The organism is Achromobacter sp. ACM02 (assembly GCF_014851605.1).
GTDB lineage: Bacteria > Pseudomonadota > Gammaproteobacteria > Burkholderiales > Burkholderiaceae_B > Achromobacter > Achromobacter aegrifaciens.
In genome coordinates this window covers 400,654-423,192 of sequence record NZ_JACUZY010000002.1, presented here as the reverse complement: position 1 = coordinate 423,192, position 22,539 = coordinate 400,654, and the positions used below count along the sequence as shown (strand labels likewise).

The window sequence follows — 22,539 nt, the reverse complement described above, 5'->3', positions numbered from 1 at the left end:
AGCTCGCAGATGCAAGCTCCCATGCGCCGCCGGCCTGGCATTACGAGTACGGGCGCTCGCGCAGGCGGGTGTGGTGGTCGACCACGGTGTCGATCACTTCGCGCAGGATGGTTTCGGCAAGCGCGGGCGGCACGCCCGCCTCTTGCGCCAGGCGGCGGATGCGCGCGACCTGCTGCTCCTCGCGCTTGGGATCCACCAGGTCCATGCCCAGATCGCGCTTGAGCTCGCCGATCATGTCCGTGCAGCGGAACCGCACGCCCAGCAGCAGCATGATCTGCTGGTCGATTTCATCGACCTCGGCGCGCAGCGACGCCAGCTCGGCTTTGGAAGTATCGTTGTCGGCCATGAGTATCAACCCTGAACAATGTCAAGTTTGGCGATGCCCAGCGCCAAGGTCTTGGCGCCCACGTCGCGGAACTGGATTTCAGCCTGGGCGTCCTGCCCTGCTCCGCTCAAGCCGATGATCGTGCCTTCGCCGAACCGCGCGTGGTGCACGCCCTGACCTACACGATACTGCTTGTCGCCCACCGTGACGCCGGTGGTAACGCTGCGGGCTTGACGCGGCGCAATGGTATTGGTGGGCTTGCGGCCGAAAGCGTCGCCGCGATTGCCGCCGCCCCAGCCGGCGCCCGTGCCGCCAACCTGGGCCAGACCGGCCTTGGGCGACAGCCACTTCAGGTGCTGTTCGGGGATTTCTTCCAGGAAGCGCGAACGCATCGCGTAGCGCGTCTGGCCGTGCAGCATCCGGCTTTGCGCCAGGCTGATGTACAGACGCTGGCGCGCACGCGTGATGGCCACGTACATGAGGCGGCGTTCTTCTTCCAGTCCGGAAGCTTCCAGGACGCTGTTCTCGTGCGGGAACAGCCCCTCTTCCAGGCCGGTGATGAACACCGCGTCGAACTCCAGGCCCTTGGCGGCGTGCACGGTCATTAGCTGGACGGCGTCCTGGCCCTGCTGGGCCTGGTTGTCGCCCGCTTCCAGCGCCGCATGCGACAGGAACGCCGCCAGCGGAGTCAAACCGTCGGATGCCACGACCGGCGCGTCGACCACGCCCGCGTTCAGCGTGGAGGCCGTGTCCTGTTCGGGCACCACGCCGGCAGGCATGCCGTCGTAGTTTTCCTCGGACGCGAACACCGCCGCGGCGGTGACCAGTTCGCTCAGGTTTTCCAGGCGCTCCGCGCCTTCGCGTTCCGCCTTGTAGTGCGCGTTCAGGCCGCTGGCCTCGAGCATGTGCTCGACCATTTCCGGCAGCGGCAGGTCGCGGGTCTCTTCGATCAGGCGATGGATCAGCTGCGCGAATTGCGCCAGGTTGGAGCCGCCCTTGCCGGGCACCAGGGCCACGGCCGCGTAAAGGCTGGTGTCGTGCGCGCGCGCGGCGTCGCCCAATTGCTCCAGCGTGCGCGCGCCGATGCCGCGCGTGGGGAAATTGACGACCCGCATCCACGAGGTGTCGTCGTGCGGATTGGCCATCAGGCGCAGGTAGGCCAGCGCGTGCTTGATTTCCTGGCGCTCGAAAAAGCGCAGGCCGCCGTACACCTTATAGGGAATGCCGGCGGAAAAGATGGCGTGTTCCAGCACGCGCGACTGCGCGTTGCTGCGGTAGAGCACGGCGATCTCGCGGCGCAGGCTGCCTTCGCGGATCAGGGAGCGGATCTCGTCCACGATCCACTGCGCTTCCATGCCGTCGGACGGCTGCTCGATGACGCGCACCGGCTCGCCGTCGCCCTGCTCGGTCCAGAGGTTCTTGCCCAGGCGGCCGGTGTTATGGCCGATCAGCGCGTTGGCGGAATCCAGGATGTGGCCAAAAGAGCGGTAGTTCTGCTCCAGGCGGATCACGGTGCCGCGCGCGTAGTCGCGTTCAAAGTCAGCCATGTTGCCGACGTTGGCGCCGCGGAAGGCATAGATCGACTGGTCGTCGTCGCCCACCGCGAAGATTGCGGCGCCGCCGCCGGCCAACAGGCGCAGCCACTTGTACTGCAGCGTGTTGGTGTCCTGGAACTCGTCGACCAGGATGTGGCGGAAACGGCGCTGGTAGTGCTCGCGCACCGGCGCATTGCGCGACAGCAGTTCGTAGGCGCGCAGCAGCAGCTCGGCAAAGTCCACCACGCCTTCGCGCAGGCACTGGGCCTCGTAGAGCTGGTAGATCTCGATCAGGCGACGGCGATGGGCGTCGTAGGCTTCCACGTCGGCGGGACGCAGGCCTTCTTCCTTGGCGCCGTTGATGAAGCGCTGCACATCGCGCGGAGGATACTTTTCGTCGTCGACGCCATTGGCCTTCATCAGGCGCTTGATCGCCGCGAGCTGGTCGGTGACGTCCAGGATCTGGAAGCTTTGCGGCAGGCCGGCATCGCGGTGATGCGCGCGCAGCATGCGGTTGCACAGGCCATGGAAGGTGCCGATCCACAGGCCGCGCGTATCGATCGGCAGGATGGCCGACATGCGCGCGAGCATTTCGCGCGCCGCCTTGTTGGTGAACGTGACCGCCAGCAGCCCAAAAGGCGAGGCCTGGCCGGTTTGAATCAGCCAGGCCATGCGGGTGGTGAGCACCCGGGTCTTGCCGCTGCCCGCCCCGGCCAGGACCAGGGCGTGCTGCGGTTCTAACGTTACTGCGGCGCGTTGTTCAGGATTGAGCTTCTCTAGCATCATGCCGCGTAGCGGCGCAGACGTTGAGCGAATTGCTCGAGCCCGGCGATGCCGCTTTGCTGGGCGCGCTGGCACCAGGCCTGCAGGTCATGAAGAAGCTGTTCGCTGCTGGCGCTGGAGCTTTCCCAGATGCGGCCGAGTTCACGGCGCATCTGTACCAGCGTGGCGAGCGACTTGTTGCGGGCGATGGCTTGATCCACGGCGGCAACCTGTTCGGGCTGGAGGATATCCTCGTTGCGGTGGATGGCGCGGCGCACGCTGTGCAGCTTGGTCCAGTCGCACTCGGCGCTGTCCTTGTTGCGCGAATCCTTCAGCTTGGCCAGCTCTTCACGGGCGGCGCTCTTGATCACGTCCGCATAGCGGGCCATGACTTCGTAACGGTGCGTGATCACGCCCTGCAGGGTGCGCAGGTCGATGCCGGTCTTGCTGTCGTCCAGCTTGAGCTTGGGCGCAACCTTCTTGATCTTGGCCAGGCCGAAGAACTTCAGGATGTTGATGTAGCACCAGCCGATGTCGAATTCGTACCACTTGGCCGAGAACTTGGCCGACGTGCCATGGGCGTGGTGGTTGTTGTGCAGCTCTTCGCCGCCGATCACGATGCCCCAGGGGAACACGTTGGTGCTGGTGTCCGGGCTGTTGTAGTTGCGGTAGCCCCAGTAGTGGCCGATGCCGTTGACGACGCCGGCGGCCCAGAAGGGGATCCAGGCCATCTGCACGGCCCATACCGTGACGCCGATGGCGCCGAACAGGGCGATGTCGATGGCGAGCATGGTCAGCACGCCCCACAGGCTGTGCTTGCTGTAGACGTTGCGCTCGAGCCAGTCGTCAGGCGTGCCGTGGCCGAACTTGGCCATGGTTTCCTTGTTGTTCGATTCTTCGCGGTACAGTTCCGCGCCGCGGAACAGCACCTTCCAGATGCCGAACAGGATGGGCGAATGGGGATCGCCTTCCTTTTCGCACTTGGCGTGGTGCTTGCGGTGAATGGCCACCCATTCCTTGGTGACCATGCCGGTCGTCATCCAGAGCCAGAAACGGAAGAAGTGCATGACGGCCGGATGCAGATCCAGACCACGGTGCGCTTGGCTGCGATGGAGAAAGACCGTGACCGACACAATCGTGATGTGCGTCACAACCAGAGTGAACACGACAACCTGCCACCAAGTGGCTTGGGTCAGACCGCCGGCAATGAAGGAAAGGATGTAATCCATAAAGCTGTTAGGAGCCTCGCTAGAGAAGTGCCTGGAGTTTAGCTTACCTTGGCTGACTTATGACAAGGTAGTTTCAAAATAGTTTTTGAGCGAAATCAAGGACTAAGCCCCGGTTTTTCAGGGCAAAAACCCACTCTCGCCACCAAAAATGCGGGTTGCGAGGCCGAGCCTTGCGGCACGCGGCGCTAGGGCCATCCTCCCCAGGGTAGGTGGGGGGCATACGCGAAGGCGCAAGGTTTGGGCTCGATTTCGCCGTTAAAGTTCCTGTCAGCTTGGCGTCCGGTCTTGAAGCGGACTTGCGGCTGGCGCACACTGCGGGTGCTTTACCGACCAAACTGTCTCTTTTGTCCCACTGATGTTGCTGAAAAAAATCCGTCCCCAATTTTTTTACGCCCTGGCCGCGCTGGGCACCGCCCTGCCCGCCACCGTTTCCGCGCAAACGCTGAAATCGGGCGACGTCGCCGTGCTGGCCTCGTACTACGAGATCCGCGGATCGGACTGCCTGGCGCTGCGCGCGCCGCGCGTATCGCTCACCATGACGCCGCGCCTGGGCAAGGCCAACATCATGCAGACGCGGGGCCAGTCCAGCGATTCCGGGCGTTGCGCCTACCAGACCGTGCCGGTATCCCAGGTGGTCTACCAGGCGGACCAGCCAGGCAATGACAGCCTGGCCTGGGAAGTGAAGTACCAGAACAAGACCCTGGGCACGCGCCGCTACAGCGCCACGGTGGTGGTGACGCCGGGTCCCTGACCCGGCGCTCCCGATCAGGCCGGCTGGTCCTGTGGACCGGCCGCGTCCCCGTCGGACGTTTCTTCAGTCGAAGCCTCGTCCGCTTCCGAAGCTTCTTCGGCCACGGTCGCCGCGCCCTTCTTCTTGCGCTCGAATACCGCGGCGAAAAAGCCGTCGGTGCCGTGCACGTCGGGGCGCAGCTGCACGTAGGGGCCGTCCAGCTTCAGGTTTTCACAGCGCGCGGCCAGGATCTCGGCGGCGTCCAGGCGCTCGAAATCCGGATGGCTGGCGAGGAAACGCTCGGCCTGGACCTCGTTTTCCTCGGCCAGCAGGCTGCAGGTGGCGTACACCAGGCGGCCGCCCGGGGCGACGCAGCGCGCCGCGCTGTTGAGGATGCGTTCCTGCAGCTGGCCCAGTTCGGCCAGCGCCTCGGGGTGCTGGCGCCATTTCAGGTCTGGATTGCGGCGCAGGGTGCCAATGCCGCTGCACGGGGCATCGACCAGCACGCGCTGGGCCTTGCCGGCCAGGCGCTTGACGCGGGCGTCGTTTTCGCTGTCGATGACCACCGGCACCACGTTGGACAGGCCGCTGCGCGCAAAGCGCGGCTTGGCGCGCTGCAGGCGGGCCGCGGACACGTCGAACGCGTACAGGCGGCCGGTGGAGCGCATCAGCGCGCCCAGCAGCAGTGTCTTGCCGCCCGCGCCGGCGCAGAAGTCGATGATCATTTCGCCGCGGCGCGGCGCCACCAGCAGCGCCAGCAACTGGCTGCCCTCGTCCTGGACTTCGATGCTGCCGTTCTCGAACTGCGGCCAGCGGTTGATGGCCGGACGGCCTTCCATGCGGATGCCCCAGGGCGAATAAGGCATGGCGACAGGTTCGTAGCGGCCGGCGCCCTGCTGCAATTCGGCCAGCATGGCGTCGCGCTCGACCTTCAGCGGGTTGACGCGCAGGTCCAGGCTGGCCTGGCGGTTCAGCGCCTCGATCAGCGTTTCCGGGCTGTCCATGGCGCCCAGGCGTTCGTCCAGCCAGTCCGGGATGCTGCCGCGCACGGCGCGCGGCAGTGTCGCCAGGTCGATCTGCGACACGCGCTGCAGCCATTCGGCTTCGGCGGCGTCCATGCCTTCGGCCAGCGCCTCGGCGCCCAGCGTCGCGGCCAGGCCCAGGATCGCCAGGCGGCGCGAAGCAGGACCGACGCCGCTTTCGCCGAACTGGCGGTAGCGGCGCAGATGGCGCAGCACGTCGTAGACGGCTTCAGCGACCTCGGAGCGATCGCGCGCGCCCAGATTCGGATGATTGCGCAGCCAGTGCGACAGGGCCGCGTCGGCCGGATAGGTCCATTGCAGGATTTCGCCCAGGACGCGCTGGACCTGGTCGATGCGGATCGCCGCGTGCGATTGGCGCGGGCGATTGAATTGGGGCTTGGGCGGGCGGTCCTGGCCGCCGTCGCCGCCGCGCGGGCCGCCATACTGGCCGCGCTCGCCGCCGCGATCATCGCCTCGCGGCGAGCCATAGGACGGACGCGAGTCCGCGCGGCCTTCGCGACGATCCGGGCCATAGGAGGCGCGCTCGCCGCCACGGCCTTCGCCACGCGGGGCGTCATAGGACGGACGCGAGTCCGGACGCCCTTCGCGGCGCTCCGAACCATAGGAAGCGCGCTCGCCGCCACGGCCTTCGCCGCGCGGAGCGTCGTAGGACGGACGCTGGCCCGGACGGCCTTCGCGGCGTTCCGAACCATAGGAAGCGCGCTCGCCGCCACGACCTTCGCCGCGCGGGGCGTCGTAGGACGGACGTTGGCCCGGACGGCCTTCGCGGCGTTCCGAACCATAGGAAGCGCGTTCGCCGCCACGACCTTCGCCGCGCGGGGCGTCGTAGGACGGACGCTGGCCCGGACGGCCTTCGCGGCGTTCCGAACCATAGGAAGCGCGCTCGCCGCCACGGCCTTCGCCGCGTGGAGCATCGTAGGATGGACGCTGGCCCGGGCGGCCATCACGGCGCTCGGAACCATAAGAACCGCGCTCGCCGCGGCCCTCGCCGCGCGCCGGATCGAAGGACGGACGCGGGCTCGGTCGACCCTCGCGACGGTCCGAACCGTAGGAACCGCGTTCACCGCCGCGGCCTTCGCCGCGCGGCGCGTCGTAGGACGGGCGCGGCGTCGGGCGGCCGGCCGAGCGTTCGTCGCGGCTGCCACCGGAGCGCTCGTCGCGGGCGTTGTCGCGTGCGATCGGGGCGCGCGCCTCGCCCTTGGGGCGCGAGAAGAAGGACCGACCGTCGCGGCCTTCGGACGCGGCCCTGGCGGCGCCAGCCGGACGGGAACGCGGAGATTGGGGTTTGGTCATGGTGTATTCCAGTGGGGCGGAGGGCTTCCGCCCGAAAAATTCGATTCGGGGCCGCTCAGGCGGCCGGCGACCAGGCGAAAAGGCGATCGGGATCGCCTTGCACGTTGACGCGGTGGTCGCTGGTCAGGGTAACCCGGCCTTCGGCCAGCCAGCGCACCGCCGCCGGGAAAGCCCGGTGTTCGACCGCCAGCACGCGCTCGGCCAGGGATTCGGGCGTATCGCCCGCCAGGACCGGCACGCAGCCCTGGGCGATGATGGGACCGTGGTCCAGCACCGGCGTGACGAAGTGCACGGTGCAGCCGTGCACGCGCACCCCGGTGGCCAGGGCCTGGGCGTGCGTGTGCAGCCCGGGAAACGCCGGTAGCAGCGACGGGTGGATGTTCACCAGCCGGCCGGCATAGTGATTGACGAAGCCCGGCGTCAACACGCGCATGAAGCCCGCCAGGATGACGTAATCGGGTTCGTAGCGGTCGATCTCGGCGGCCAGCGCGGCGTCGAAGGCTTCACGGCTGGCGTAGTCCTTGTGATACAGCGCGCCGGTGGGGATGCCCTGCTGGGCCGCCCATTCCAGGCCGGCGGCATCGGGCTTGCTGGCGATGACGGCGGCGACTTCGGCCGGCCAGCCTTCATTGCGGCAGGCCTCGGCCAAGGCCTGCATATTGCTGCCGCGTCCCGAAATCAGGATGACGATGCGGCGCTTGGTGGTAGATATTTCCGGCAAGATAAGGAATTCCAAGGGAAATCGGGCCCGTCCGCCCTACGCAATCCCGCGCGCGGCGACAGCCTGGACGCGCGGCAGGTAAGGACAGGAACAAACCCGGAATCCAAAATTGTAAACTCTCGCTCGTGAAACCATCGCTGCGCATCTACCGATCCCTGCCCCCGCCCGACCGGCGCGCCCCTTGCGCGCTGACGATCGGCAATTTCGACGGCGTCCATCGCGGACACCAGGCCATGCTGGCGCGCGTCTGCCAAGTCGCTCGCGACCGCAACCTGACGCCCGCCGTGATGACCTTCGAGCCGCATCCGCGGGAGTATTTCGCCACCCTGAATCAACGCCCGGAGCTGGCGCCCACCCGTATTTCGGGTTTGCGCGACAAGCTGGCGGCGCTGGCGCGTTACGGCATCAGCCAGGTCGTGGTGGAGCGCTTCAACGCCCGCCTGGCCGAAATGTCGGCCAACGCCTTCATCGAACAATTGCTGGTCCAGGGCCTGCATGCCAAATGGCTGCTGGTGGGCGAGGACTTCCGCTTCGGCCACAAGCGCAGCGGCGACATCGACCTGCTGCGCGAGGCCGGCCTGCGCCATGGCTTCGAGGTGCAGACCCTGGCGGACGTGACCGACCAGCAAGGGCACCGGATCTCCAGTTCCGAGGTGCGCACCGCGCTGGCGGTGGGCGACCTGGAGCGCGCCCGCCACCTGCTGGGCCACCCGTACCACATCAGCGGCCACGTGATCCACGGCCAGAAGCTGGGCCGCACGCTGGGCTTTCCCACCATGAATCTGCGGGTGGCCGAGCGCTGCGCCGCGCGCTCGGGCATTTATGTGGTGCAGGTCTACGGCCTGGCCGACCGCCCGCTGCCGGCGGTCGCCAGCCTGGGCGTGCGCCCCACGGTCGAAGACCGCGGCCGCGTGCTGCTGGAGTCGCACCTGCTCGACGAGACTGTCGACGCTTACGGTAAACTCGTACGCGTCGAATTCCTGCAAAAGCTGCGGGACGAAGAAAAATTTCCTGACCTCCCTTCCCTGACTGCCGCCATCGCCGAAGACGCGCGAAACGCGCGCGCCTATTTTGCCGTTCATGGACTATAAAAAGACCCTCAACCTGCCCGATACCCCCTTCCCCATGCGGGGCGACCTCGCCAAGCGCGAGCCCGCCTGGATTTCGCAGTGGGAAGAAAACCACGTCTACCAGGCGATCCGCGCCGCCAGCCGCGGCCGGCCGCGCTTCGTGCTGCACGACGGCCCGCCCTACGCCAACGGCGACATCCACATCGGCCACGCGGTCAACAAGATCCTGAAGGACATCATCGTCAAGAGCCGCAACATGGCCGGCTATGACGCGCATTACGTGCCGGGCTGGGACTGTCACGGCATGCCGATCGAAATCCAGATCGAAAAGAAATACGGCAAGCACCTGCCCGTGGCGGAAGTGCAGTCCAAGGCCCGCGCCTACGCCCTCGAACAGATCGACCGCCAGCGCAAGGACTTCAAGCGCCTGGGCGTGCTGGGCGAGTGGGATCGTCCCTACATGACGATGAACTTCAGCAATGAAGCCGACGAAATCCGCGCGCTGGGCCGCATCCTGGACAAGGGCTACGTGTTCCGCGGCCTGAAGCCCGTGAACTGGTGTTTCGACTGCGGCTCGGCCCTGGCCGAAGCCGAGGTCGAGTACGCCGACCGCGTCGACCCGGCGGTGGACGTGGCTTTCCCGTTCGCCGAGCACGCCAAGCTGGCCAGCGCCTTCGGCCTGGACTCGGTGGAAGACGGCGCCATCGTCATCTGGACCACCACGCCCTGGACCATCCCGTCCAACCAGGCGCTGAACCTGCATCCCGAAATCGAATACGCGCTGGTGCGCGTGACGCCGGTTCCCAAGTTCGGTCCGCTCCTGCTGATCGCCAAGGAACGCGTCGAAGCCTGCCTGAAAGCCTGGAACCTGGAAGGCGAAGTGATCGCCACCGCCCCGGGCGCGGCGCTGTCGGGCATCGAATTCCGCCACCCGCTGGCGCAGTTCAACGCCGCCTACGACCGCAAGTCGCCCGCCTACCTGGGCGACTACGTGACGGCCGACTCCGGCACCGGCGTGGTGCACTCGGCGCCGGCGTACGGCATCGAGGACTTCATCTCGTGCAAGGAGCACGGCATGAAGGACACCGACTTCATCAGCCCGGTCATGGGCGACGGCAAGTATGTGGACAGCCTGGCGCTGTTCGGCGGCCTGTCCATCTGGGACGCCAACCCCAAGATCGTCGAAGCGCTGACGGAAGCCGGCGCGCTGATGCACGTGGAAAAGCACAAGCACAGCTACATGCACTGCTGGCGCCACAAGACCCCCATCATTTACCGCGCCACCAGCCAGTGGTTCGCCGGCATGGACGTGGCCCCCAAGGACGGCGGCCCGACCCTGCGCGAATCGGCGCTGGCCGGCATCGACGCCACCGCCTTCTATCCGGCCTGGGGCCGCGCCCGCCTGCACGCCATGATCGCCAACCGCCCCGATTGGACGCTGTCGCGCCAGCGGCAATGGGGCACGCCGATGGCCTTCTTCGTGCACAAGGAAACCGGCGAACTGCACCCGCGCACCTCCGAATTGCTGGAACAGGTGGCGCAGCGCGTCGAACAAGGCGGCATCGAAGCCTGGCAGACCCTGGATCCGCGCGAATTGCTGGGCGACGAAGCCGACCAGTACGAAAAGAACCGCGACACGCTGGACGTGTGGTTCGACTCGGGCAGCACGCACGCCACGGTGCTGGGCGGCAAGGACGGCGACTTCGCCGGCTCGCATGGCGCTGAACTCGCCTGGCCCGCCGACCTGTACCTGGAAGGCTCGGACCAGCACCGCGGCTGGTTCCATTCGTCGCTGCTGACTGGCTGCATGCTCTACGGCCAACCGCCCTACAAGGCCCTGCTCACGCACGGCTTCGTGGTGGACGGCCAGGGCCGCAAGATGAGCAAGTCGGTGGGCAACGTGATCGCCCCGCAAAAGGTGTCCGACTCGCTGGGCGCGGAAATCCTGCGCCTGTGGGTGGCGTCCACCGATTACTCGGGTGAACTGTCCATCTCGGACGAGATCCTGAAGCGCGTGGTCGAAGGCTACCGCCGCATCCGCAACACGCTGCGCTTCCTGCTGGCCAACCTGGCCGACTTCGACGCGGTGACGCAGTCCGTTCCTTATGGCGAACTGTTCGAGATCGACCGCTATGCGCTGGCCATGACGGCGCAGATGCAGGCCGAGGTCCAGGCCAACTACGAACGCTACGACTTCCACCCCGCCGTCTCGCGCCTGCAGACGTTCTGCTCGGAAGACCTGGGCGCGTTCTATCTGGACATCCTGAAGGACCGCCTGTACACCTCGGCCGAGGACAGCCGCGCGCGCCGCTCGGCCCAGACGGCCCTGCTGGACATCACGCAGACGCTGCTCAAGCTGATGGCGCCGATCCTGTCCTTCACCGCTGAAGAAGCCTGGAAGGAACTGGTCAACTCGGCCTTGAAGAACCAGGCCGACGCCGCCCGCACCACGATCTTCACCGAGGTCTACCACGCGCTGCCCCCGTTCGCCGATGCCGACGCCTTGTCGGCCAAGTGGGCGCGTCTGCGCGCCATCCGCGCCGAAGTCCAGCGCAAGCTGGAAGAAGTGCGCACGGCCGGCGACATCGGCTCCTCGCTGCAGGCCGAAGTGGACCTGTACGCCAACGGCGCCGACCAGGAACTGCTGGCCAGCCTGGGCGACGACCTGCGCTTCGTGCTGATCGTCTCGCGCGCCACGGTGCACGCGGGCGAAGACGAGACCCGCATCGAGGTCACGCCGTCCACGCACAAGAAGTGCGAGCGCTGCTGGCACTGGCGCCTGGACGTGGGCCAGGACGCGGATCATCCCGAGATCTGCGGCCGCTGCGTGTCCAACCTGTTCGGCACGGGCGAAGCCCGCGACAAGGCTTGAGCATGGCCCGCCCCTCCGACCCCGGAGTGACGGGCGCCGCCCCCGTCCGCGCCGCGCCGGCGCGCGTGGGCGGCTGGCTGGCCCTGGCATTGCTCATCATCGTGCTGGACCAGTTGACCAAGGTCTACTTCAACACCTCGTTCCAGTACGGCGAACGCGTCAACGTGCTGCCGGTCTTCGACTTCACGCTGATGTACAACCGCGGCGCCGCCTTCAGTTTCCTGGCGTCCGAAGAAGGCTGGCAGCGCTGGCTGTTCACCGGCCTGGGCTGCGTGGCGGCGGTGGTCATCACCATCATCCTGCGCCGCACCCATGGCCAGCCGCGTTTCAGCCTGGCGCTGACCCTGATCCTGGGCGGCGCCATCGGCAACGTCATCGACCGCGTGGTCTATGGCCACGTGGTGGACTTCCTGCTGTTCTACTGGAACACCTCCTACTTCCCCGCCTTCAACCTGGCGGACGTGGGCATTACCTGCGGCGCCATATTGCTGGTGCTGGATGAACTCCTGCGCGGCCGCAAGGCCAAGACCCAGGCCTGAAGATGGCCCGGCCGGGGCCCGATGCCCCGGCTTTCCCCCGCATTTCCCACGGTTTTTGTCCTGCTTGATGCCCCCTGAACGCATCGCGAAAGGCGCAATGCCGCAATGCAGAATAAAATCACTGTCCGTTCCTCGATTACACGGCGCTGAACCGCCGCCTCCCTCATGCTCGACCTCGCCCGCAAACGCATCGTCCTCGGCCTGACCGGCGGCATCGCCTGCTACAAAATCGCCGAACTGGTGCGGCGCATGACCGAACAAGGCGCCACCGTCGATGTGGTCATGACCGAGGCGGCCACGCACTTCATCACGCCGGTCACCATGCAGGCCCTGTCGGGCCGTCCGGTGTTCGTGGATGCCTGGGATGCCCGCGTGCCCAACAACATGGCGCACATCGACCTGACGCGCGGCGCGGACGCGGTGCTGATCGCTCCGGCCAGCGCCGACTTCATGGCCAAGCTGGCGCACGGCATGGCCGACGACCTGCTGTCCACGCTGTGCCTGGCGCGCGCCTGTCCGCTGCTGGTGGCGCCCGCCATGAACCGCGAGATGTGGGCCAACCCGGCCACGCAGCGCAACGTCGAACAACTGCGCGCCGACGGCATCAGCGTGCTGGGCCCCTCCGCCGGCGAACAGGCCTGCGGTGAAACCGGCGATGGCCGCATGCTGGAAGCGCATGAGCTGCTGACCGACCTGATCGCCTTCTTCCAGCCCAAGCTGCTGGCCGGCCGCCACGTGCTGCTGACCGCCGGTCCCACGTCCGAACCCGTGGACCCGGTGCGCGTGCTGAGCAACCGTTCGTCGGGCAAGACCGGCTACGCGCTGGCTCGCGCCGCCCGCGAGGCCGGCGCCCGCGTCACGCTGATCACCGGCGCCACCTTCCTGCAGGTGCCGCGCGGCGTCACCGCGCTGTCGGTCACGACCGCGCGCCAGATGCACGACGCCGTGATGGCCAGCGCGGCCGACGCGGACATCTTCATCGCGGTGGCCGCGGTGGCCGACTGGCGCGTCAAGAACGTCAGCAACCAGAAGCTGAAGAAGACCAGCGAAGGCGGCGGCGCGCCCGTGATGGAATTCGAACCCAATCCGGACATCCTGGCCGAAGTGGCCAAGCTGCCCGACGGCCCCTGGTGCGTCGGCTTCGCCGCCGAAACCGAGAAGCTGGCCGAGCATGCCGAAGCCAAGCGCACGCGCAAGGGCATTCCGCTGCTGGTGGGCAACCTGGCGCACAAGGTCATGGATGCGGACACCACCGAACTGGTGCTGTTCGACGAGCAAGGCACCCATCCCCTGCCCGCCGCCGACAAGCTGGACGCCGCGCGGCGACTGATCGCCGAGATCGCGGCCAGAGTGCCAGGCAAATAAAAAGAGCAGGCCTCGCGGCCTGGCCTGGCTGCCGATGAACCCCTGTCTGCGGACAGGGGTTTTTATTTGCTTGCGGGCTTGCCGCTCATGCGGCCGTCGTCAGTGGATATGCTCCTGCGAGGAACGATCCTCGCGCTCCATCTGCAGCGTCGTGTGGTGCAGGTCGAAATCCGCCTGCAGCCTGTCCTCGATGGCCCGGCGTACCTGTTCGCCGTCGGCCCCGGCCGCCAGCACCACGTGCCCCGTGAGCATGGGATTGCTCTGCGTCACCGCCCACAGGTGTATGTCATGGATGGAAGCCACACCGGCCGTGCCGGCGATGGCGGCGCGCACGGCCTGCAGGTTCATGCCCGGCGGCACGCCTTCCAGCAGGATATTCACGCACTCGCGCAGCAGCACCCAGGTGCGCGGGAACACCATGAAGCCTATGCCCACCGCCAGCGCCGAATCCACCCAGCGCCAGCCCGTGAACCAGATGAGCACAGCGCCGACGATCACTCCGATCGAGCCCAGCATGTCGGCCCATACCTCCAGATAGGCGCCCTTCACGTTCAGGCTTTCGTCCTTGGCGCCTGCCAGCATGCGCATCGAGATCAGGTTGACGATGAGCCCCACCACGGCGACGGCCAGCATCCCCAGCGACTGGATCTCCTGCGGCGCCGACAGGCGCTGGTAGGCCTCGTACAGGATGTAGAACGCGACGCCCAACAACACCAGCGCATTGACCGCCGCCGCCAGTATCTCGAAGCGGGCGTAGCCATAGGTGCGCATCAGGTCCGCCGCCTTGCGACCGGCGCGTATCGCCACCAGCGCCAGCAGCAAGGCCATGGCGTCGGTCATCATGTGCATGGCATCGGAAATCAATGCCAGGCTGCCTGTGATCAGGCCGCCCGCGATCTCGACCAGCATGAAGCTGCCGGTCAGGCCCAAGGCGATCCAGAGGCGGGATTCGGGCAAGGCGCGCACGTCGCCGTGCTGATGGCTGTCGCTCATGGCTGTCCTGGTCGGGGAAAGGCACCATGACAAAGCCTGTAGCGGCTTCAGAGTCAAGCGCGGCGGCTTGCGCCATGAAAAAAACCCTCCGTGCCACCGGAGGGTTTTTGTTGGACAACCCGGCTTACTGTTCCAGGCTGATGTTGGCCGCCTTGACGATGTCGGCCCATTGCTGGCGGTCCTTCTCCAGGAACTGGCCGAACTGCTCGGGCGTCATGCCGGTGACCGGCTCGGAACCCAGGCCGGCCATCTTCTCGACCAGCGCCGGCTGCTTCAGCACGTCCTGCATGGCCGCGTAGTAGGCGGCCAGCACGTCGGCGGGCAGCCCGGCGGGCGCGAACACGCCTTGCCAGGTCGGCATGTCGAAGCCCTTCAGGCCCTGCTCGTCCAGCGTCGGCACGTTGGGCAGCTGCGGCGCGCGCTTGATCGAGGCCACGGCGATGGCCTTGACCTTGCCTTGCGAGGCCAGCGGCGCGGCGGTGGAGATGTTGTCCATCGTCATGGCGATGTGGCCGCCCAGCAGGTCGGTGATGACGGGCGCGGCGCCGCGGTAGGCGGCGTGCGGCACCTTCACGCCCAGCTTGTAGAGCATGGTCTCGGCGATCAGGTGGTTGGAAATGCCCACGCCGGCGGTGCCGTAGGTGGCGGTCGGCGTCTTCTGGAAGTATTCCTTCAGCTCGGCCAGATTGTTGGCCGGCACGTCCTTGTTGACGATGACCACGTTGGGCTGCACCGCGGCCAGCGTGACAGGCGTGAAGTCCGCCGGCTTGTAGTTGGTGCCCTTGGGGTTCAGGACATGGGTGATGGCCATGGACCCGGCGGCGGCGATGCCGATGGTATAGCCGTCGGCCGGCGACTGGGCCAGGCGGTACGCCATGATGTTGCCGCCTGCGCCGGCCAGGTTTTCGACCACGACGGGTTGGCCCAGGCGCTGCGACAGCGGCTCGGCCAGGAGGCGCGCCAGGGTATCGGCGGAACCGCCGGGCGCAAAGCCCACCAGGAGGCGCACCGGCTTGGCGGGCTTCCAGGCGTCGGCGGCGAAGGCCGGCGCGGCCGTCAGGGCTGTGACGGCGAACAGTGCGCCAGCGGCGCGATGCAGATTACGGCTGAACATGAAAAACACTCCCAACGATTGATTGACGAAGCCCGCTTCGTCTCCTCTCGCCGCTCGCCCGTCCCACGCCGCGCCGCGCATCCATGCGCGGCCCGGTAGCGGAGCGGTACCTGCGGCGTTATTCCAGTATTTGCGCCAGCGTCTGCGCCACCATGCGGTTGGACAGCAGCACCAGCCGGCCCGAGGCCTGTGCCACGGCCTGGCGCATGCGCTCGGCGTAGCCCATGCAATGCATGACGATCAGGTCGCAGGACGCGAGTTCGCGGCCGGCCCGCTCGAAGTTGAGTGCGGCCTGGGCCGCGTCGGCTTCGTAGGGGGAGGCATGCACGACCACGGTCTCGCAGGAAAGCGGCACGACCATGTGGAAGGCATCGACCTGCGCCTCCAGCGGCACCACCAGGCCCACCTTGCGGCAATGCTCGGCCAGGCCGGCGACCAGGTGGTCCACCACCTGCTGCGGCTCCACCACCAGCGTGCGCATCGGCGCGATCGCGGTGCCGGTGCACAGCGGCACCAGCACGTCGTAGCCCGCGGCATCGGCCTGGCGCATGACCTCGGCCAAGCGCGCCTCGGCGGCGGCCGCGTCCAGTTCGATCTGCGAGCCGTCGCGCATGCGGGTGGCGAAGCGGTATTCGCCCGGCTTGGGCGCCAGCGCGGCCAGGCCCGCGGCGTCCAGCCCGTCGAGCGCGCCGAATTCGTCGATGCGCACCTGCGCGCCCAAAAGCGGGGCCATCTCGGGCACCACGTCGCTGCGCGGCGACTGGCCGATGGTGAAGAACGCCACGCGGCGCGGCTGCGCGCTCATGCCTCGCCCGCGCTTTCGCGGCCCACGGTCTGCAGATGCGCCATCGAACCGTAGCGGCTCTGCAAGGCGGCCCATTCCGTTTCGTCGACGAAGCTCATCGCGCCTTGCCCGTAGAGCTTGGCGATCTCGATGCAGAAACGCATGGCGACGTCGGCGTCCACGGCGTTGGTCACGCCCGTGGCGCAGCCCGGCACAGTGGTCTGCGCGGTCAGCGCCACGCCCACCACCGGCGCGCCGGTGACGATCGTGGGCTGCATCAACGAGTTCACGTGCCACAGGCCGTTTTCGTAAGGCGTGATGTCCTGCGTGGTCAGCGGCAAGGTCACCGGCAGTTCGCCGCTGACCCAGCCCATGACGTCCAGCATGGTCTCGGGAATGCGCAGCAGATAGCCCTGGCGCGCGACCGGCGTCAGCGCCACGCCGCGCTTGTTGACCAGGCGGTTGCCGCGCGTGGTGTCGACGGACAGGATCGCGTCCATGCGCGGGTCGACTTCATGCGACATCATCTCGCGCATCGGGAATGGCGAACGCATCATCGGCACCGGATGGTGCGGCCGCGTGCCGGCGCGCGGGCAGATGTGGGTGCGGATGCGCACGGTGCCCGGCATGACGTCGCCTTGGCGCGCCATGGCCATCAGCTTGAACGCCGCGGCAATCGCGACCACCGCGCCGTCGCTGTCGGACACCAGGCCGGTGACCGCCGGACGCGCGCCGATGCCGCCAAGGCGGCCGACGATGCCGAGTTGCGGCGCGGTTTCGTCGAGGCCCGGAATGACGATGGACAGGAATTCGGTGGCCGCGCCGTCGCGCTCCAGCCGGGTCACTTCGACTTCACAGTTGCCCGCCGCGCGCAGCTGTTCGGCCACGGCCTCGCCCGTGATGTGCGCAGAGGACAGCAGTTCGATGGCGTCGATGACGTGCTTCATGCCGGGATCTCCACGGGACCCGGACGGAACACGCGCGGCTCTTCGTTGCCGAGGAACAGCGGCGCGTCGTGCGGGCCGACCAGGTCGATCCGATTGCCGCGCACGCGCAGCGCGGAGCCTTCCGGCAAGCCCAGCACGGGCATCTGCGGATTCAGCGTGCAGAACTCGGCCAGGCGCTGGGCGCGGGTTTCGCCGCGGTGTCCGGGCGGATGGGCATTGGTGTAGTGCGGATTGATCTGGAACGACAGCAAGCCCAGGGCGTCAAAGCCTTGCGGGTCCGTGATGGGCATGTCGTTGGTGGTGCAGATGCTGGGGCAGCTCAGGTTGGAGCCTGCGCTCCAGCCCAGATAGGCCGCGCCCTCGCGCACGCGGCGCGCCACGACGTCCAGCAGGCCCTGGCGGCGCAGCTGGCCCAGCAGGTTGAAGGTGTTGCCGCCGCCCACGATGATGATCGCGGCGCCTTCCAGCGCGGCCACGGGATCCTCGGCGCGATGCAGCCCCTGGATGTCCAGGCCGGTATCCGCCAGGGCCGACGCCACCAGCGCGGTGTAGTCGTCCCAGTCGCGCGTGACGCCAGCGTACGGCACGAAGACGGCCGGCGCGCCTTGCGGCAGCGACGCGATCAGTTCGCGGATGTCGGGCAGCGCGTGGACCAGATAGCCGGCGTCGCTGCTGGAATTGCTGAGGAGCAGTAGGTTCATGTGGAGGATTTCCGTAAGGGGATTTTCTGGGTGTCCGGCGGCGCGGACGCATCTGTGGGCCTGAAAGCGTTCAGGCCAGCCAATAGGGATCGTTCAGTTCGCGGCCCAGCGCCCCCACCTGCCGCAGCACCGACTCGCGCAAGCGCGCGACGCGGGCGGCATCGGCCTGAAAGGAAACGAAGGACAAGCACAGGCCGCGCAGTTCGCCGGTGGCGGGGTCGCGCACGGCGGCCGCCACCGCGCCTATGCCCGGCATGGCCTGGTCGATGGCCACGCCGCAATGGTCCGCGCGGGTCTGCGCGACCAGGCGGGCCAGATCGCCGACCGTGGCGGGACAGTCGCGGCCTTCGGTGGGCAGCGGCTGGTCGGCGTCGGCGCCGTACAGCGCCTGGAACTCGGCTTCGCTCAGGCGCGACAGCAGCGCCCGGCCCATGGCGGTGCCCGAGGCGGCGCGGCGCGAACCGGGCGGCGACAGCACCTGCACCGGGTGCGAGCCGTTCAGGCGCTGCAGCACCACGGTCTCGCGCTGGTTCAGGGTGGAGAGATAAGCGGTCAGGCCGCTGTCGTCGGAGAGCCGGGCCAGCACCGCGCGGCAGGCGTCGTCCAGCGGCGTGGCCGCCATGCCGGCGCGCACCGCCTGCGCCAGCATCGCCCCCGCGCGGTAGCGGCGCGTGGCGGCGTCCTGGTCGAGCAAGCCGTAGTGCTGCATCTGGTTGAGCAGGCGCGACGCGCTGCTCTTGGGCATGGACAGGCGCGCCGCCACTTCCGTGAAGCTCAGCTCCGACGCGCCTTCCGCGTATAGCCCCAGGACACGCTGGACGCCATCGAGAATACTCATACTTGTTCCATAAAACGGAACTTATGTTCCTGTAAGTTGAACAAGAATAATGCGGGGCTCGACGGCGGTCAATATGGGAACAGCATGAAAAAGCCCCGGGGTCGCCCGGGGCCTGGTCGCGGGAGCCGCCAGCCCCCGATGTAGATCAACGGAATGCCTCAGCCAACCGGCGTCTCGCAGAACTGCAGGAATCGATGCAGCGGAGTCTGCCGTTCGGCGGCACGTTGCCATACGACGACCGTGGGCGGATTCTGTTCACGCAGCTCGACCGGCAGGATGACCGCCTCTGCCGCGACGGTCAGGCGCTCGGCCGCCGCCAGCGGCAGCATGACCAGGTAATCCGTGGTGCGCACGAATTCATCGGTCAGCAAAAGATCACTTACCTGAATGCCGCGCGGCGGCAGTCCCAGGTCGCATCCCAGGAACAGCGCGGTCAGCTTGTCGTGCATCATCGTGCCCGGACGCGGCTTGCACCAGGGTTCTGCATGCAACTCCGGCAGCGTAAGGCGGCGGCGGCCGGCCAGCGGCGACAGCCGGGCATTGGCGACGACCACCAGCGGCTGCGGCGGCACCAGCCGCAAGCGTCCCAGGCCAGGCGCTGTCAGCTCGGGCGCGTCGTAGCACACCAGCGCGTCCAGCTTGTCGTCCAGCAACAGGTCCGCCATGGCGCGGTATCCACCGGCCTGCACATCCAGCGCGACGCCGGGCTGGGCCTGGTTGAAGGCATGGATCAAGGGCGCAAGCGTCAGTTTGCCCATGTCGGTCGCCACGCCGATGCGCAGTTCGCCCAGGCGGCCGCTGCGTACGTCCGTCACGGCTTGGGCCAGCCCGCGCGATTGCGCCACCACGGCCTCCATCATGGGCAGGATCTGGCGGCCCATTTTCGTCGGGCGCTTGGCATTGCCGATGCGCTCGAACAGCTTGAAACCCAGCTGCGATTCCAGCTCGGCCAAGGTTTTGGAGACCGCGGACTCGCTCACGTTCGCGGCCGCGGCCACCTCCTTGGCCGACGGCGCATCGCGCAACGCCAGCGCGATCTGCAGATGCCGCAGCTTCAGGCGCGAAGCCAGCGACTCAATGGGCTGCGACTTGACCATTTTCTCAATCCATTAGTCGAATAATTCACTATACGGTAAACCCGGGCGGACCGATGATAACGGCATAGCGCATGGCCATGAGCCGATCCGCGGCCGGCCAGGCCGCAGGAGCAACAGAGCGCAAACAGGAGACCGCCTTGCTAGCCCGCCCCCGACTTCTCGCCTTCATCCTTGCCGCCGCGACGACGGCAGGCCTGCAACCCTGCGCGATGGCCCAAGAGCCAGCCGGCGGCGACAAGCTCGTGCGCCTGGTGGTCGGCTACGCCGCGGGCGGCGCCGCCGACGCGGTGGCCCGCGCCTACGCCGAACAGTTGCAGACGGCGGGCTACGCCAATGTCATCGTCGAGAACCGTCCCGGCGCATCGGGACGCCTGGGTTTCGACGTGGTGAAGCGCGCCAAGGCGGACGGGCTCACCCTGTACCTGGGCTCGTCGCCGATGTTCGTGATCTTTCCGCTGACCTACAAGAAGCTGGGATACGACCCGGACCATGACCTGCGCCCGGTGGCCCTGGTCGCCGACGTGCCCACCGGCGCCGTCACGGGCGCCGCCCAACCCTACGGCAACATGGCCGAATACGTGCAATGGGCCAAACAGGCGCGCGCCAAGGCGACCCTGGGCCTGGCGACGCAAGGCAGCCCCGGCCAGTTGGGCACGATAGAAATGGGCGGCCAGAACGGCCTGGAGGTCGTGCCCGTGCTCTACCGCGGCGCGGCGCCGATGCTGGTGGACGTGGCGGGCGGCGAAGTGTCGATGGGCTGGGACGCCGTCGCCAGCATGCTGCCGCTCTACAACGCCGGCAAGGTGAAATTCCTGGGCGTGGCTGGCAGCCGCCGCCTGCCCACCCTGCCCGATGTGCCGACGCTGCTGGAACAGGGCTACCCGCAGTACCAGCATGCCGCCAGCTGGTATGGCGTGTACGCTCCCGCGGCCACGCCGGACGCCACGATCGCCCAACTGGAACAGGCTTTCGTCGCCGCCGGCAAGCGGCCGGCGCTGGTGGAAAAACTGCAGACCGCGGGCTTCCTGGTCGACCCCCAGGACGCGCAGAGCGCCAAGCGCCGCATCGGCGTCGAGCGTGCGCACTGGGCCCCCATCGTCAAGGCCGCCGGCATTTCCTTCGACGAATAGGCGCAACGTGGCTTCGATGAGCGATTCCCTTTGCGACTTGAGCGCGGTAGAGGCCGCAAGCCTGATCCGGACCAAGGCAGTGTCCCCGGTCGAGCTGGTGCGCGCCTCGCTGGAACGGGCCGAAAGCCTGCAGCCCGTCCTGAACTGTTTCATCACGCTGTGCGCCGAAGAGGCCATGGCCGAGGCCCGGCTTGCCGAGGCCGCGCTGATGCGCGGCGATGCGCCGGGCCTTTTGCATGGCCTGCCCTACACGGTGAAGGATCTGGTCAATACCGCGGGCGTGCGGACCACCTTCGGCGCCGTGCCGTTCAGCGCCAACGTGCCGGCCGAGGACGCCGTGGCCGTGGCGCGGCTGCGCCAGCAAGGCGCCGTCCTGATCGGCAAGACCACGACGCCGGAATTCGGCTCCAAGTCCATGACGGATTCGCCGCTGTTCGGCCACACCCGCAACGCCTGGAACCTGGAACGCACCTGCGGCGGCTCCAGCGGCGGCGCCGCGGCGGCAACGGCCGCCGGCATCACGGCGCTTGCGGTGGCCAGCGATGGCGGCGGATCCACCCGCATCCCCGCGGCGTGCAACGGCGTGGTGGGATTCAAGCAAAGCCTGGGCGCGATACCGCACAGCCAGGCGCAGGACGCCATCGGCAACCAGACCTACGTGACGCCGACCACGCGCACCGTGGCCGATACCCGCCTGATGATGGCGGCCATGGCCGGCCCGCATGACTGCGATCCGTGGTCGCTGGGCGTACCCAGGACCGACTACGCCGGCGCGGCGGCCAATCCCGAGATGCTGCGCGGCAAGCGCGTCCGCTATTGCGCCGCCCCGCCCGGCCGCCCCGTGGCCGCCGACGTGCGCCGCGCATTCGAAGCGGCGCTGGCGCGCCTGGCCGACCTGGGCGCGGAAGTAGAACCGTTCGACGGCGAGGGCTTCGATGTCGAGCCCATCTGGCGCGTCATCAACCACACGGTCTGGCGCACCCGCTTCCTGCCACTGATAGAACGCGAGCCCGACGCCTACAGCCCCGCCTTCCGGCGGCAGATCGCCACCGCCGCGGCGTTCAGCGCCCAGCAATACCAGGAAGCCATGTTTGCCCGCACCGCGCTCTACCGCAAGGTGCAGGCGCTGTTCGGCCAGGCCGACCTGCTGGCCATGCCGACCATGTCACGCACCGCCTTGCCGCTGGGCACGGACATATTCGACACCATGGACATCGACGGCCGCTCGTACGGCGACATCCGCGCGCACTGGTATCCGTGGACCATGCTGTTCAACCTGACCGGGCACCCCGCCGTCAGCGTGCCTTGCGGTCTGGGCCAGGATGGCCTGCCGATAGGCTTGCAGCTGGTTGCCCCTTGCCACGCCGACCTGCAGCTGCTGCAGGCGGCCGAAGCCTATGAGCAAGCCGGCACTCCGCTGCCGCGGCCGCCGGCGGTGACCTGAATCACGT

Annotated in this window: 19 protein-coding genes; 7 read left to right on the top strand and 12 right to left on the bottom strand. The window is 67.7% G+C overall.

Features of this window, described 5'->3' with window-relative positions; genetic code table 11:
- Window positions 1-40 precede the first annotated feature (40 nt).
- The 3 genes from IB258_RS06770 to IB258_RS06760 are packed head-to-tail and all read right to left on the bottom strand — an operon-like array spanning window position 41 to window position 3,851.
- The gene (locus tag IB258_RS06770) at window positions 41-346 is read right to left on the bottom strand and encodes a chorismate mutase (RefSeq protein ID WP_054456030.1); all 306 of its coding nucleotides are present in this window, start codon (window positions 344-346) and stop codon (window positions 41-43) included.
- A 5-nt stretch (window positions 347-351) separates the two neighbouring features.
- The gene (locus IB258_RS06765) at window positions 352-2,646 is read right to left on the bottom strand and encodes a UvrD-helicase domain-containing protein (protein ID WP_059373632.1); all 2,295 of its coding nucleotides are present in this window, start codon (window positions 2,644-2,646) and stop codon (window positions 352-354) included.
- Entirely contained in the window at window positions 2,643-3,851 is a 1,209-nt protein-coding gene (locus IB258_RS06760) for a fatty acid desaturase (RefSeq protein WP_054456025.1), read from the bottom strand. Before IB258_RS06760 ends, IB258_RS06765 begins: the two co-directional genes overlap by 4 nt.
- Window positions 3,852-4,206: 355 nt before the next feature.
- Here IB258_RS06760 and IB258_RS06755 point away from each other — a divergent pair, with 355 nt between their 5' ends.
- The gene (locus tag IB258_RS06755; RefSeq protein WP_175162139.1) at window positions 4,207-4,602 is read left to right on the top strand and encodes a hypothetical protein; all 396 of its coding nucleotides are present in this window, start codon (window positions 4,207-4,209) and stop codon (window positions 4,600-4,602) included.
- A 14-nt stretch (window positions 4,603-4,616) separates the two neighbouring features.
- Here IB258_RS06755 and IB258_RS30590 read toward each other — a convergent pair whose 3' ends face one another.
- Both IB258_RS30590 and purN read right to left on the bottom strand, forming a co-directional pair.
- Window positions 4,617-5,957 (bottom strand): RsmB/NOP family class I SAM-dependent RNA methyltransferase, encoded by a 1,341-nt coding sequence (locus IB258_RS30590; RefSeq protein ID WP_192352472.1) that lies wholly within the window; start codon window positions 5,955-5,957, stop codon window positions 4,617-4,619.
- Between the two features lie 1,015 nt (window positions 5,958-6,972).
- A complete protein-coding gene (purN, locus tag IB258_RS06745) occupies window positions 6,973-7,629 on the bottom strand; it encodes a phosphoribosylglycinamide formyltransferase (protein WP_088159649.1) in 657 nt (218 codons plus the stop codon).
- A gap of 134 nt (window positions 7,630-7,763) precedes the next feature.
- Between purN and IB258_RS06740 the strand changes: the two genes are divergently transcribed.
- The 4 genes from IB258_RS06740 (at window position 7,764) to coaBC (ending at window position 13,484) form a co-directional block, all read left to right on the top strand.
- A complete protein-coding gene (locus IB258_RS06740) occupies window positions 7,764-8,729 on the top strand; it encodes a bifunctional riboflavin kinase/FAD synthetase (protein ID WP_054456020.1) in 966 nt (321 codons plus the stop codon).
- Window positions 8,719-11,580, top strand: coding sequence for an isoleucine--tRNA ligase (gene ileS, locus IB258_RS06735; RefSeq protein WP_192352321.1), 2,862 nt, complete (start codon window positions 8,719-8,721; stop codon window positions 11,578-11,580). The genes IB258_RS06740 and ileS overlap by 11 nt, the downstream gene beginning before the upstream one ends.
- Window positions 11,581-11,582: 2 nt before the next feature.
- Window positions 11,583-12,119, top strand: coding sequence for a signal peptidase II (lspA, locus tag IB258_RS06730; RefSeq protein WP_054456015.1), 537 nt, complete (start codon window positions 11,583-11,585; stop codon window positions 12,117-12,119).
- A 165-nt stretch (window positions 12,120-12,284) separates the two neighbouring features.
- Window positions 12,285-13,484, top strand: coding sequence for a bifunctional phosphopantothenoylcysteine decarboxylase/phosphopantothenate--cysteine ligase CoaBC (gene coaBC, locus IB258_RS06725; RefSeq protein WP_054456013.1), 1,200 nt, complete (start codon window positions 12,285-12,287; stop codon window positions 13,482-13,484).
- A 99-nt stretch (window positions 13,485-13,583) separates the two neighbouring features.
- Here coaBC and IB258_RS06720 read toward each other — a convergent pair whose 3' ends face one another.
- From IB258_RS06720 to IB258_RS06690, 7 genes are all read right to left on the bottom strand, one after another.
- The gene (locus IB258_RS06720; protein ID WP_054456011.1) at window positions 13,584-14,477 is read right to left on the bottom strand and encodes a cation diffusion facilitator family transporter; all 894 of its coding nucleotides are present in this window, start codon (window positions 14,475-14,477) and stop codon (window positions 13,584-13,586) included.
- Window positions 14,478-14,601: 124 nt separating this feature from the next.
- Window positions 14,602-15,591, bottom strand: coding sequence for a tripartite tricarboxylate transporter substrate binding protein (locus IB258_RS06715; RefSeq protein ID WP_175163009.1), 990 nt, complete (start codon window positions 15,589-15,591; stop codon window positions 14,602-14,604).
- Window positions 15,592-15,709: 118 nt separating this feature from the next.
- Window positions 15,710-16,396 (bottom strand): AroM family protein, encoded by a 687-nt coding sequence (locus IB258_RS06710; protein WP_192352320.1) that lies wholly within the window; start codon window positions 16,394-16,396, stop codon window positions 15,710-15,712.
- Window positions 16,393-17,322, bottom strand: a complete 930-nt coding sequence (locus IB258_RS06705; protein WP_175181426.1) for a DUF1177 domain-containing protein — start codon at window positions 17,320-17,322, stop codon at window positions 16,393-16,395. Before IB258_RS06705 ends, IB258_RS06710 begins: the two co-directional genes overlap by 4 nt.
- Window positions 17,319-18,023, bottom strand: a complete 705-nt coding sequence (gene pepE, locus IB258_RS06700) for a dipeptidase PepE (RefSeq protein ID WP_054456008.1) — start codon at window positions 18,021-18,023, stop codon at window positions 17,319-17,321. Before pepE ends, IB258_RS06705 begins: the two co-directional genes overlap by 4 nt.
- A 70-nt stretch (window positions 18,024-18,093) precedes the next feature.
- Complete coding sequence (locus IB258_RS06695; protein WP_175163001.1) at window positions 18,094-18,861, bottom strand: IclR family transcriptional regulator; 768 nt, start codon at window positions 18,859-18,861, stop codon at window positions 18,094-18,096.
- A gap of 158 nt (window positions 18,862-19,019) precedes the next feature.
- Window positions 19,020-19,958, bottom strand: coding sequence for a LysR family transcriptional regulator (locus tag IB258_RS06690; RefSeq protein WP_054456005.1), 939 nt, complete (start codon window positions 19,956-19,958; stop codon window positions 19,020-19,022).
- 137 nt (window positions 19,959-20,095) lie between these two features.
- On the opposite strand from IB258_RS06690, the gene IB258_RS06685 reads away from it, so the two are divergent.
- Together IB258_RS06685 and IB258_RS06680 are read left to right on the top strand one after the other, a co-directional pair.
- Complete coding sequence (locus tag IB258_RS06685) at window positions 20,096-21,088, top strand: tripartite tricarboxylate transporter substrate binding protein (protein ID WP_192352319.1); 993 nt, start codon at window positions 20,096-20,098, stop codon at window positions 21,086-21,088.
- 16 nt (window positions 21,089-21,104) lie between these two features.
- The gene (locus IB258_RS06680; RefSeq protein ID WP_192352318.1) at window positions 21,105-22,532 is read left to right on the top strand and encodes an amidase; all 1,428 of its coding nucleotides are present in this window, start codon (window positions 21,105-21,107) and stop codon (window positions 22,530-22,532) included.
- Window positions 22,533-22,539: the final 7 nt, after the last annotated feature.

Bases quoted from the DNA above. Each gene is read 5' to 3' on its own strand.
- IB258_RS06720 (WP_054456011.1), bottom strand. From the start codon at position 14,477: ATGAGCGACAGCCATCAGCACGGCGACGTGCGCGCCTTGCCCGAATCC.
- IB258_RS06695 (WP_175163001.1), bottom strand. From the start codon at position 18,861: ATGAGTATTCTCGATGGCGTCCAGCGTGTCCTGGGGCTATACGCGGAA.
- pepE (WP_054456008.1), bottom strand. From the start codon at position 18,023: ATGAACCTACTGCTCCTCAGCAATTCCAGCAGCGACGCCGGCTATCTG.
- IB258_RS06755 (WP_175162139.1), top strand. From the start codon at position 4,207: ATGTTGCTGAAAAAAATCCGTCCCCAATTTTTTTACGCCCTGGCCGCG.
- IB258_RS06715 (WP_175163009.1), bottom strand. From the start codon at position 15,591: ATGTTCAGCCGTAATCTGCATCGCGCCGCTGGCGCACTGTTCGCCGTC.
- IB258_RS06690 (WP_054456005.1), bottom strand. From the start codon at position 19,958: ATGGTCAAGTCGCAGCCCATTGAGTCGCTGGCTTCGCGCCTGAAGCTG.
- IB258_RS06705 (WP_175181426.1), bottom strand. From the start codon at position 17,322: ATGAAGCACGTCATCGACGCCATCGAACTGCTGTCCTCTGCGCACATC.
- coaBC (WP_054456013.1), top strand. From the start codon at position 12,285: ATGCTCGACCTCGCCCGCAAACGCATCGTCCTCGGCCTGACCGGCGGC.
- lspA (WP_054456015.1), top strand. From the start codon at position 11,583: ATGGCCCGCCCCTCCGACCCCGGAGTGACGGGCGCCGCCCCCGTCCGC.
- IB258_RS06760 (WP_054456025.1), bottom strand. From the start codon at position 3,851: ATGGATTACATCCTTTCCTTCATTGCCGGCGGTCTGACCCAAGCCACT.
- ileS (WP_192352321.1), top strand. From the start codon at position 8,719: ATGGACTATAAAAAGACCCTCAACCTGCCCGATACCCCCTTCCCCATG.
- IB258_RS06710 (WP_192352320.1), bottom strand. From the start codon at position 16,396: ATGAGCGCGCAGCCGCGCCGCGTGGCGTTCTTCACCATCGGCCAGTCG.
- IB258_RS06765 (WP_059373632.1), bottom strand. From the start codon at position 2,646: ATGATGCTAGAGAAGCTCAATCCTGAACAACGCGCCGCAGTAACGTTA.
- IB258_RS06770 (WP_054456030.1), bottom strand. From the start codon at position 346: ATGGCCGACAACGATACTTCCAAAGCCGAGCTGGCGTCGCTGCGCGCC.
- IB258_RS06680 (WP_192352318.1), top strand. From the start codon at position 21,105: ATGAGCGATTCCCTTTGCGACTTGAGCGCGGTAGAGGCCGCAAGCCTG.